This is a genomic window from Flavobacterium sp. N1736 (assembly GCF_025947065.1).
Classification (GTDB): domain Bacteria; phylum Bacteroidota; class Bacteroidia; order Flavobacteriales; family Flavobacteriaceae; genus Flavobacterium.
Map to the genome: position 1 here is coordinate 4,903,168 of NZ_CP109994.1, position 12,234 is coordinate 4,915,401.

Consider the following 12,234-nt stretch of genomic DNA (forward strand, 5'->3'; position numbering starts at 1 on the left):
TATATTTTATAATGTTCCTAAATTTGTTCTTCCTAAAACTATTTTACCCGAAATATTTTCTTCTTCGTCGACACAATTGTACAATGTGCCCGTAGGATAAATAGAATTTAATTTTGATAATGATCCAATAAATGTTGGTAAAGCGTTTTGTTTATTTTGCGTTTTATCCGTCAGAAATTTTTTAAAATCCCTTTCAAAATCCATCAAATCATTGTCTTTAGTTGTGATATGATCTTTTCGGTAGCCAATCCAGCAGATTTTACCCAAAATATGAGACGGAATTTCTTGTCGGATTACGTTTTCGGCAAAATTTCTAAAATCAACATCTGCAAAACGATACGTATATCCGGGTAAAACCACGCTAATTTTAAACGAATACGGATTAGGGATACAACAATCTTCTGAGCAATCGTCGATGCAAATTGGCATATAATAACTTTCGTTAATGACTTCGTTTGGGTTGGGAACCAGAAGAATATGTTCTACCAAAAAAACACCTTCATCGCTAAATTCTTCCTTAAAGAAAATGAGCAAATCCAGCATTGCCGCTTTTACTTCTTCCAACGTATTGTACAATTTGTATTGACGCGCAATAATTCTGTCAGGATTATTTTTATAATCAACAACTTCCGGATTTACAATATGAAATGAATATTTGTGCGTATCAGATTCAATTACTTCAAAAGTGTTGATAACAGTATCTTTAAAAGCAATTCCGTTATCTCTGTTTTTAATGAGAATTTCAAATTCATGCTCAATTTCTTTCTCGCTTGTTTCGTAAATTTTCAGGATAGAAAAGTACATTTCCTTAACGGCAGTCGATTGATTTTCATAATCTTCGGTTGCGGTTAATATTATTTTATTGGCACTGTTTTTAATTCTCCATCTCAAATGATTGGGAAGTTCGGAAGGACTCGGATCATAAATCTGAACAAATAAACTGGAAATATTTTTTCTTTTGATTCCTCTTTTGGATGTTACAGGGTTTTTATCGCCTTTAATTCCTAACAAACCCGCAATTCGGTTTTCTAATCCCGTTACATTAAATGTATTCCACAAATTAGAAACAGGCTGATTGAAATAATTAAAACCACTGCCTCGCTGACCGCTTATTGTATCGTAATTCATTAAAAAATCAGACTTGTTTTGCAGTACAATTTCTTCAGAAGCAGCGCCATATAATGATTTCATCAAAAAAGCATATTCTGCAAAACGTTCTGCAAAACGTGCAATAAGATGATCTTTTATTTGGTTTTGTCTTTTAATGGCGTCATCTAAATGTCCAAATAAAAATTCGTCCAGTTTTTCTTCGCCAGACGAGAGGTATTTTTCATTTACGATTTCGTCAAAACCTGCCATATCAGAAATTGCCTGTGTAAAATACGTATTTGGCAAATCATTATTGATCGAAAGCAATTCTTTAATGTTGCTTAAATGTTTAAAATAACTCGCCAGAATCTGATCAAAAAACAATAAATATCCTTTTAATTGTTTTGCTTTGGCTTTTCGTTCAACGCTCGCCGTTTCTGAAAGACCAATTTCGCCAATCCCATAATTTTCAGGAAAATTATTAGCAACGCTGCTGTAAAAATCAGATTCTACAATTTTGCCCTGAGGTATTTTTATTTCCCTGTTTTGAGCCGCTTTTTGCTGCGAATAAGCAAGATCTTCTTTTAAATCTTCTAAGTATTTTTTGGCTTTAACTTTATTGACTGTAACAGGCAAAACACCTTTACTAAAGTTCAGCGTACTTTTATAACAAAGACTTGGTTTTTTATTCGGCGGAATACAAATATTCCAAACACTTCCTTCTGTTTCTATGGCTTCGCAATTGTTTAGCGAAATATCTTTTATGACCGAAACACCTTCGATATTCATGATAATCTGCATAATATCAGAAAGGCGCACTTCGGTTTTTAACGACGAATTTTCTAATTCTGAAGCATCAATAAAACCATTATCCAAAAAAGGACCTTCAAAAATCTCATCGCTCGAATACCCTTTTTCAACCATTTCTGCCAACGAATAATATTTGATGGTTGGCGATAAATATTTTTCGAGTTCTAAAGTGATCAATGCATGCACATATTCTTCATTGGCTTCGGGATCAATTTCAATTAAAGCGCAAACGGCAATAGGATGAATTTGCACTTCCTGAACGGCTAAAATGTCTTCGCAAAGATTTCTGTTCTCATGAAATTTTTCAATTATTTTGGTTTTAAGCACATCTTTTTCAGCCGCGTTATTTTCATCAAAATCAACCAATACATTATAATATCCTCTAATTTCAGATTCTTTAATAAAAGTATCCAGCGTGCCGGCAAAATCTTCTTTTTTAAGTGAAATTTTCCCTTCCTTGCAATTGATATACAATTTTTTGGTTGTTTGTTGAAGCCAGCAGTTTTTGATTCTTTTTGGGTCAATATCAATTAAAATTTTTCTATAATCAAGAGCCGTAACAGCCTGCGTTGGTAAAATTTCAGAAGCCGTAAAAAACTGATCGTCAATTGGGTTCGCATTATTGCTTAATAAATCTTCGATAGGCAAATTGATACGCATGCCCAAATCGGTGATCGCATAACAAAGCACTTCCAGAATCGTGATTCCGGGATCATGCGTATTATAATCCGTCCAAAACTGACTTCCCAATGATTCAATGTACTCGATTCCTTTTTTTCGAAGGAAATCAAAACTCATGTCATTATTAGAACTGACGTTTTTTGGGATGCTGATATGTTGGTTTACAGTTGACATTCTTCTTTTGGTTCTATGGTTTTAACAGTACATTGTTTGATGTCGGTGCTTAATAAATGACTTTTTGCAGAAACTAAAATCGATTTTGGATTCGACGGAACGGCAACTTTATCTGAAAAAGCGCCATTTTTTAGCAGTTTTACATCTTGCAGATAATCAACATAACCCAATTTTTCGATGTAATTAATAAGCAAACTGGAGTGAATGCTGACTCCAAACGTGATCGGACTTTTTTTGTCGAGCGCCCAGGGCGATAAAAATTTGATGATATCAGCATTAAGTTCCTGCAAATAGAAATTCTCATCATAACCCGGTCTGAATTTTACTTTTAAATCAACCGTAACTTCTTCATAATTAGGGTTAATTACAAAAGTGTTTACGTGCAGCGAATTCAGTTTGTCGATATAATTTTTAACTTTATTAAGCATTGCTGTGCTCACACGTGGCTGGTAAATGTCGAATACGTTTTTGTTTACCGTGTCCGGAATAACAACAAGCGTTACATTTCCGGGAGATTGATACGATGTTTCCGAAGTATGATTGAGACATTTTACCTTATACAATCCGGTAAATTCCTGAAGAATAATATGCTCATAATCCCACATCGTGATGGCGCGGTTTTTATGGCGAAGGCGTTCGCTGATTCTTCTGTAGTAATCTTCGTTTGATTCCTGAGGTTTATAATCAAAGCTGTTGTATGGTTGCGTAACCGATTTTACATTGCTTAATCTTTGTATTAATTTCGAAATTGTTTCGGCTTCCAATCCGGTTTTGAGATGTGATAAATCATTGGCATTGTTTTGAAAACCAGCCAAAACAGCTTGCGAATGAATACCAATTATTTTGCAGACAACATCGTATTTTTTATGCATTTTGGCTTTAAGCCAAATATAATTTTTAGGAAGTCTGGTATTATTTTGAGTTGCTTCTTTTGGCAAGTTAAATTTCAAAATTCCCGATTGCAATAAGTTCTCGGTTTCATTCAGTAAAATATCCGAATAATCGAGATTGCGCCATTCGTTATGTCCTAAAACAGACCATTCTATTTTCTGTTTTCCCGAAAATGATGGCGTCAACGGATTTTCACTTCCTTCTAAAACCTGGAAAAGCAAGGTAATTTGCTGCAATTCCTGTACGTTTTCTAATCCAATAAATAATTCTCCGCCTTTGCAATATGTGGGAAGCAAATACGAATTTTTGTCTTCCACATACGCCAGATTTGACTTTAAAAAAGAATGTTCTTCAGAATATCCAAATGGATGAATGTGAAATAATTTTGCGTCATTTTTATCGTAAATACTTTTTAGGGTTTCCAATCCCATAGCTGTAAATCTGGTGGTTTCAAAAGCGGTATAATTCAAAACCAGACTTTCTACCAACGGCGTGTACGGTTCATTAGGAATTACCACATTTTTATTTTCACTGGACAATGCCAAAGCATAGGTTTTAGAATACAGATTGTTCAGAAATGAAGTATTTAAGGTTAGTTTTAACTGGGCATTTTTCTCTGTGATATAATTGGAATTGCTGATGTTAAAAGTGGTCTTAAACGGATTTGTTCCTGTAAACAGTTTTGTTGCCGCACCGAAATCCTGCCAGACATTATTGGATAAAATCGATAATTTATACTGAAAATAATCGTTGGTTGTTACGATTCCGCCCGCAGGTAAAAAAGTCGTTCCGCTAATGACACTGTCTCTAAACTTGTTTGTACTAATGGTTTTAAAAGAAGCTTCTTTATAAGCTTTATAATGTTCGACAAAATCTGCCGGAGTATTTTTCCAGACAATATCAACGTTGATATTGCTCCAGTTTTTGGTAAAAGCTTCCTTGTATTTGATGTAAAAACTGGAGCCTTTTACGGGTTGTGTCGAAAAAGGAAAAAATGGTTTTACAGGATTAATTATGCCATTATCGTTTTCTAAAAGTGCATTATGAATGTTTTGAACATCGATGTTAATGGTAATACTTTCTAATTTGTTTTGAGCTAATGATTTGTAAATGTCGTATCCATTTGCCTTTGCGGTATCCAGTTTAAATTTTGCAACAGGTAAATCAGTCGCAAATTCTTCACCGTATATTTTTGAATTATAACCTGTAATGGCGTCTACATTTTCATCAAGCTGAAAGGCAATTTTCATGACCTTTCCGTTTACGGATGTATTGTACGTTTCGGTTGGTTTTATAGCTATTGATAAAGGAATTTCAGGTACGTCAAACCATTTTTTGGCTGTAGTTAACTGAAGACTTAAACATTCTTTTATGGCAGCAGCAGTTACATTCGTGATATTATTCTGAAAAGTAAAACTCATTTGTATGCTGCGTTTTCCTTCTGCTAAAGACAGAATAGGAGAGGCAACGGCAAATCCTAAAGTCGCATTTGGTAATTCAGTTGGAAAACTGGCGTCGTTGGTATACCCAAAAGGCCACCATTGTGAATTGTCTTGATTTGGAAAAGCTTTTCCTAAACCGTCGTAAGAATTCGCCACCGGACTGGCAACTATTTTTTTTGAAGCTACGTCGTTATAGACATTTTTCAAGGAAGAAACGACTGTTTTATTAGCAATCAATTCGTTGTTTGAATAATAAGTTCTCGTTTTTCCGGAAGTATCTTTGCCACCGTCAAATCCTGTTTTGGCGTCGATTTTTTCCTGAGCGGCATTTTTTGCCAATTCAAAAATAAGATATACTTTATCCGGCGTTGCGGGCAATTTGTCAATTTTTAATATCTGATTGTAATAAAAATCGAGGTGACGTTTGGTAAGGTCGTTATATCTTTTTTTGCTGTTTTCAAGCAACATCAAAAAAGCAAGAAACAAAGTTAAATGCGGTGTAATGGCGTACTCCTTTTTATTTTTTTCAATTTGGTCGATCAGTTCGTTTTTAACACGATCCAGTTTCAATTGATTTTCTATGGATGGTTTTTCGCCCGTCCATTTAAAAAAATCAAAAAAAGCCTTCCAGTCACCTGAAGGAGTTTCCGGATTCGAGGTTTCAAAATAATTTACATATTCAGAAAAATTGTAGGCAAATAGAACCCAATCTGTTAATTCAAAATCATTAAGACGAATGTTTTCAGGTTGTAACGCATTGATATAGCGCTGCTTTTGGTCGCTGCCATTAGAAGTTAAAACACTCACTATAGTAGTACAATTACTCATCTTTCAACAATTTATAGATTGGTTCCTTCTTGTTTGTAAAATGGATAAACCATATTTATTCTCGAATTGGTAGCGCGCACTTTAAAATCGATCAGCACTAATAATACGCCGCCCAAATCGTCGCCTTTAGTAATGTCAATTTTTTCAACGTCAATTCGTGGTTCATGATACAAAATGGCGGTTTTAATGAGCTCGGAAACAAATGTTTTTAATGTCTGGTTCAACGGACTAAATAAAAGTTCATCCATATTGCAGCCGTATTTTGGCTGCATAATGCGTTCTCCAACCTTGGTTGAAAGCAAAATTTCCAAACTGCTTTTAATGTCTTCTTCATCCGTTAACATTGTTACAGCTTTGGTATTTTCTTTAAATTCAGGAGGAAAACTCCATCCAATACCTAAAAAATCTTGTTTTGTTTCCATAATCAACCAATTAAAACCGTTGCTAATCCGGCTACTATTGTGCCTCCGTGTGCAGTTGAATCGCCCATTCGTGCCGCTGGTTTACCGCCAATTAAAACCGTTGCAGAGCCTGCGGCGATGGTATCCGGCGGACCGGTACAGGTAATCATGTCGCCTAAACATGCAGCCGGAACGCCGCCAATTAATACGGTTGGCGCACCGCCGGGTAAAATTGGACCGCCCACATGCGGAACGGTTCCGGTTACCATTGGGCAAACGTGCATATCTGAAACTCTGGCGGCCGGTGCTCCCATAATTTTAATTTATTTGTACGACACTTCCTTTTACAATTGCCACTGCGCTCGATGATAATTCTGCACCTGCGCTTCCTTCTGCCTTGAACATTGCGGTGGCACTTATCGTAACATTTGTTCCTTCGATCTTAACATCTCCGGTTGCTTTTAATTCAATGTTTCCAGCGCTTTCCATTTTTATTCCGCTGCTGTCGATCGTGATTACATTCGAATTTTCATCTTCTATTTTAATGACGCCCTGATCTTCATCGAGCGTTATTTTTTTGCCGGCAGGAGTTTCAATTCCGATGGATTTTTTTTCATCATCAAACAAAACTTTCATTTCGCTTCGGGTTACAATTCCTTTTTGATGATTATCGTCAGACGCCACAATTGGAGCAGGTTTTCCACTGCTGTGAAGCATTCCCAGAACGATCGCATTATTTGGATCTTCATTGATGAAACCAATAAGTACTTCGTCTTCAATTTCTGGCCTGAAAAAAATACCCCGATTATTTCCTGCATCAGGCGAAGCCACGCGACACCAAATTCCTTGTTCCTCATTATTAATAATTGGAATTTTTACTAAAATCCGGTCTTCACCATTTGGATCTGATTCGAGTTGCGTAACAATGCCAACATGAAGCCCTTTTATGGCGGGAATAATTCCCGATCCTGTTGGTGTATGAATGTCAAATGTTTCAGAAAACCATTCCGGATTCAAGCCAAATTGAGCATCAATAGTCCAGTTTCCTTCTGCTATTTCATGAAAAACTCCGGTTATATAAGCATTTCCGTTAAAGCGATCGCCAACACCTTCGAGCGTAATAATGGTGTTTGGTTTTACGGCGGGAATTCCTTGAAATTTAACTCTTCCGCGAATTTTTGATAATTGTTGAAAAAGCAGTTTTGCATCCGCCCAATCCTGAAGTTCAACTTCAGTAATCGTTCCGCCGTGACGTAATTCAAGGTTTTCATGCTCGATAATTTCGGCTAAATCAGAAGCAGACAAATTACCGTTTAAACTGACACCCGGATCACTGGCTTCAATTTCTACCAATTCCTGATTGGTGTAATCCCAACTGTACGAAGACACTTTTGCAAATTGATTTCTTGCATCTATTTCGGCATCAAAATCAAGTAATGAAGCTCCAAAAGTTACTGTTTCAACCGGCGAAGAAGTTACGTTTGGTTTGCTGATGGTGATTTTACCATTTTCGACAAAACAAAGTTTCCCGTTAGCCTGCGCTCTTGAAACGATAAAATCCCAATCGGAAGTATTATATTGCACCAATTCTTTGTGACTGAAATTAGTAGCTTCAACATCCTTTTCTAATCCGTATGCACCAATAATTTCTTCAAATGCTTCGCTGTCTTTTACCTCATAAAAATATTTACTTTTTCTGCCAATGGTCATTTTCACCGCTTCGTCCTTACATTCTACAATTAACAAAGAGGCGCTGCCTTTTATTTTTATGGAATGTTTGATGATAATTCCTTTATAAATGGTTTCTTCATCATTGTGATAACCGGCTGTTATTTCGATTTTTTTTCCCGGAATGAGCAAATCTTCATTACTTAGTTTAAAATCCCTTTCAGAAGCTTCTCCATCCGTTAGAATAATTTGAGCCATAGGAATCCGGTTCACTTCATTTTGCACCACAAGACTTTTTACCTGATAGGTTTTGGATAATTCTTCGCCTTCAATTAAAATTTTATGCGTTACTAAATCGGCGCTTTTACTGGTTTGTATGACTCCGCTATTATTCATAATTGTTTTTGTAAGGGTGGAAAAAATATTCGCTGACCCGTTTTTAATCTTCTGAAATTGATGATATTATTCGCTTTGGCGACTTCGAGATAGTATTTAGAATCGCCGTAAATATGATACGACATCAAGGGCAAAGTATCGCCTTCTTTTACAATTCTGTAATGCGTTAAGTCAGGCGATTTATTATTCTCTCTCGCCGCTCTTAAATTATCTTCAACAAAACCCTGAAATTTTGCTTTTGCAACAGCTCTAATTGGAGTTCCGTCAGGTTTGAAGAGTTTAAACTCTACATCCATTTCGGTCAATGAGCCTTTAAAAAGCAATGTTCCCCACGAAATAATAAGGTAATTGGGTTTGTGTTCATCACCATTATAATCCAGAATAACTTTTTTGAATTTCTCGATGTCGTCGATGATTCCGTTGTCAGAACTTGGGTAACCATTGATAACTCCGGATCGGTCAAAAACAAAATCGAGTTCCAGATTTTCAGGTAATTTTTTATTGAACTTCGGCGAAACCGTACTCGTGCCGGAAGCCTGAGTTTCATCGCTTTCAATTTTATAGTGATACGTATATGTTTCCGGATTCATCAAAGTCGAAAATTCACCATCGGCGATTTTACTGTTAAATTCCGGGTCACTATACGCAACAACTTTAAGTTTTTCTAATTCTCCAGCCATGACTAACGTTCTTTTTTACGTTCCATAATTTTCATTACCTGTTCAACACATTCGGCTACGGGATCTTCACTTTTGCTTTTTGGAGCGCTTGGAGAAGGACTTGGTTTTGATCCTTCATTCACATTTATTTTGATGTGAAGCTCTTTTATTTCTATCGGCATAACTAACTTTTAATTAAGGTGAAATAGTTATAGGTAAGTTCAAAGTCTTCGACTACGAGCTTACTTTCCTGAGCATTAAAATCCTCAACCGACCATTTTACAGGATAGGCGTGAACCACATTCCATGAAATCAAAGGCTGATGTTCTTCATTAAGCAATTTGATGGTGAGGTTTACGGGTTTAAAAGCAAAGTTTTCGATGGCGTCTCTGCACCAGTCAATAACAACAGAATCAATCAGAATTCCTCTTTTTAAAGTCAGGTTTGGATATTTTGTCTTTACCGGAAGTTTGTGTTTGAATCTGTTTTCACCACCTTCGGCCATCTCCTCGGTTTCAATGTCTACAGACAAGCCGGAAACCGATTGAAACTGATGGTCTTTTTCCTGCGAGCCAAGACCTTCAAATTCAACTAAAAAGTGAAAACCGACAGGTGGATAATAGTTAGCCATGACTAATCATTTTGAATAGATAAACCTTCGTGAACCAACTCCATAGATTCGATAGCAACTTCGTTTCCATCGGCTTTTAAGTCAGTCGACTGTACTTTTGTAGGCCATGCATTTTTTACTTTCCAGGTAATCACGGGTTCGTGTTCTTCGTTAAGTAATTTTATGGTAATATCTCTTCTTTCTATGGTGTTTAGTTTTACCGTATTCCACCAATTGTAATACTCGTTATCGCTTGCAAACGATCCTCTTTTCATTGTAATATTGGAGAATTTTTGCATGCCGGGCATTTTGATTTTGGTATATTCGGGACTGGCTCCCTGACGGTATTCAATAACTTCAGTTTCTACATCTAATCCTGAAACTTCTGTAAATCCTATTTTTGTTCCACCCCAGTCAACTGAGAAATGAAACTTTGGTAGCGGATAACTCATGATCTATATTTTTTTAATGTTGATATTAATTAAGATTCCTGCATTTTGTGAGAGAAACGCAGAATAATGAATTCCGCCGGACGAACTACTGCAAGTCCTATTTCGACGATCATTCGGCCTTCCAGAATATCTAAAGCAGACATGGTTTGTCCAAGCCCGATTCTAACATAAAAAGCTTGTTCAGGTTTAGCTCCTGCCAATGCTCCGGCTCGCCATTGCAGAATTAAGAAATTCTCAATCATAGCTCTCACTCTTATCCAGGTATTGGCATCGTTTGGTTCAAATACAAATTGTTCAGTTGCTTTTTTGATGGATTCTTCGGCCATATTAAAGAAGCGTCGAACGGGTACATAACGCCATTCATTATCATTGCCGGCCAATGTTCTTGATCCCCAAATCAAGGTTCCTTTGCCGGTAAAGCTTCTGATGGCGTTAATAGATTTACCTGCAACTGTATCAACATTTAGGTTGTCCTGAATTGTGTTTGTTATTTTAACGGTTGGTTTTATTACGTAGTTCAAACTAACATTTGCCGGCGCTTTCCATACGCCTCGATCTTTGTCAACTCGGGCATAAACGCCTGCAACAGCAGAACTTGGAGGAAGTGTTATTGGCAAATTGTAAATTTCAGTAAGTATTTTATTGTAAGTCGCATTGTCTATACCTTCTAAAGAGCTTAATTTTCTTCCGTTCAATTCTCCATTATTTAAATCTTTTCCACTAACTGATTTAATGGCATTTAAAAGTGAGTCCAGATTTGTTGCAATAGCCGAAAAACTATTTGTAAGTCCTGAAATTCCGGTTTGAGCGTTTAAGGGTGCATAGTTTACCAGTTTTTTTAATTCTTTATCAAAACTAACATCGTCAGTTTGTATAATTTTAAGCAGTTTGGCTGCTGTGTTCTCATTCTGTATTTTTTTCTTTAATGTTTTTAAATTTTTATATACAGAGTCGATTTTATTTGCTGAAGAAAAATTCAAATTAAAAGCCGTCAAAGCACTTGAGATATTGCCTGCAATAACCATATTTTCATCAGATATTGTGCTGATTGCGGCATTTGCTTCTTCGTTTAAGTAATTTCTCAAAAGTGATAATTCTTCCAGAGTCGTAAGTAAGGAATCCAGATTATTTAAGAAAGCTGTTTTTTTGGCAGCGTCTGTCACAAAAGTTCCGCCCAGATCAAAACCGGTTGCATTATTACTGTACATCTGTAAAAACAAATCGCTTATTTGTCCCGCAACATCGCCCGCAACAGGTTCTTCGACCAATTTGGTAACTGCGGCATTAATTCCGGTTGTAGGATTTTCGACAAGAACCAATCCAGAAGCAATTTGATCGTATGCTTTTGCGGTATAAGAATAATGTTTTATAGTGATTTTAGTAGTGTCAAACGCATAATCCAATATGGTTTCTAAGTGTGGATAATAAACGGCTCCATGCTTAATGGTATCTTTTTCAGAACTGATTTTATCTCTTAAATCATCTATATTAGTATCTGTCGGACTTGATTCGTCGTAACTTAAAGTATCAATCAGGGTAAAACGATCCTGAAGTTTATTGCATTGCGCCAGTGCGTTGTTGTATAATCCGTAGAAATCCGTAGTGGTGATCGAAGATACTTGTGTGGCATCCGGAAACAGAATTAGGGTTGGTTCGTCTATTTTTTCTAATTCTAATAATCCGGCATTCAGCGCAGTACTATTATTGATTGTTGTTACCGGAGAATCTGCTTCATCCAAATCATTTCCATAACGACCAACTGAAACAATGTAGCACGGACCACCGCCATTTGCAAAAAATAACTGCATTGAATAGTACATTAAAAAAGGTTGTTTTGCAGTTGGCTGATCGACAATAATAGATCTTGTGTCGCCACTATCACTTGAAACATCATTAATTGTAACGCTAATTGTTGTTTCTGGTTTTGCAAAGCCAAAAAAGCGTTCGTACTCTAAGAGCGATGTGATTCTTGTTGGTTTCAATTTCAAATCTCCATTAATCTTGTTCGTAGCTTTTTCAGTATAGCCAATAAAAGCGGGAATCGCCGTTTCTACCTGGGCAACGGAAGGAGGAAATTTTACGATTTCCTCAACATATACCCCAGGTGTTTTGTAAGTTGTTGCCATGATTAAT

General features: G+C 36.4%; 10 protein-coding genes. All 10 read right to left on the bottom strand.

All coding sequences use genetic code 11. The features are described 5' to 3' along the window. Positions 1-6: 6 nt before the first annotated feature. The 10 genes from OLM54_RS20750 to OLM54_RS20795 are packed head-to-tail and all read right to left on the bottom strand — an operon-like array spanning position 7 to position 12,227. Positions 7-2,754: a hypothetical protein gene (locus OLM54_RS20750; RefSeq protein ID WP_264536433.1), complete on the bottom strand. Its 2,748-nt coding sequence runs from the start codon at positions 2,752-2,754 to the stop codon at positions 7-9. Further along, positions 2,742-5,915 carry a baseplate J/gp47 family protein gene (locus tag OLM54_RS20755; RefSeq protein WP_264536434.1) on the bottom strand — a complete coding sequence of 1,058 codons (3,174 nt, stop codon included), beginning with the start codon at positions 5,913-5,915 and terminating at the stop codon, positions 2,742-2,744. Before OLM54_RS20755 ends, OLM54_RS20750 begins: the two co-directional genes overlap by 13 nt. A gap of 11 nt (positions 5,916-5,926) precedes the next feature. Then, complete coding sequence (locus tag OLM54_RS20760) at positions 5,927-6,337, bottom strand: GPW/gp25 family protein (RefSeq protein WP_264536435.1); 411 nt, start codon at positions 6,335-6,337, stop codon at positions 5,927-5,929. Positions 6,338-6,339: 2 nt separating this feature from the next. Beyond that, entirely contained in the window at positions 6,340-6,630 is a 291-nt protein-coding gene (locus OLM54_RS20765) for a PAAR domain-containing protein (RefSeq protein ID WP_264536436.1), read from the bottom strand. Between the two features lie 4 nt (positions 6,631-6,634). Next, on the bottom strand, positions 6,635-8,380 hold the full coding sequence (vgrG, locus tag OLM54_RS20770; RefSeq protein WP_264536437.1) for a type VI secretion system tip protein VgrG: 1,746 nt from the start codon (positions 8,378-8,380) through the stop codon (positions 6,635-6,637). After that, entirely contained in the window at positions 8,377-9,060 is a 684-nt protein-coding gene (locus tag OLM54_RS20775; RefSeq protein ID WP_264536438.1) for a CIS tube protein, read from the bottom strand. Before OLM54_RS20775 ends, vgrG begins: the two co-directional genes overlap by 4 nt. Positions 9,061-9,062: 2 nt before the next feature. Continuing rightward, positions 9,063-9,221: a DUF5908 family protein gene (locus OLM54_RS20780; RefSeq protein ID WP_264536439.1), complete on the bottom strand. Its 159-nt coding sequence runs from the start codon at positions 9,219-9,221 to the stop codon at positions 9,063-9,065. A 2-nt stretch (positions 9,222-9,223) separates the two neighbouring features. Then, on the bottom strand, positions 9,224-9,670 hold the full coding sequence (locus OLM54_RS20785) for a phage tail protein (RefSeq protein ID WP_264536440.1): 447 nt from the start codon (positions 9,668-9,670) through the stop codon (positions 9,224-9,226). A gap of 2 nt (positions 9,671-9,672) precedes the next feature. Continuing rightward, complete coding sequence (locus tag OLM54_RS20790) at positions 9,673-10,101, bottom strand: phage tail protein (protein WP_264536441.1); 429 nt, start codon at positions 10,099-10,101, stop codon at positions 9,673-9,675. A 29-nt stretch (positions 10,102-10,130) separates the two neighbouring features. Next, positions 10,131-12,227: a phage tail sheath C-terminal domain-containing protein gene (locus OLM54_RS20795; protein WP_264536442.1), complete on the bottom strand. Its 2,097-nt coding sequence runs from the start codon at positions 12,225-12,227 to the stop codon at positions 10,131-10,133. Positions 12,228-12,234 lie beyond the last annotated feature (7 nt).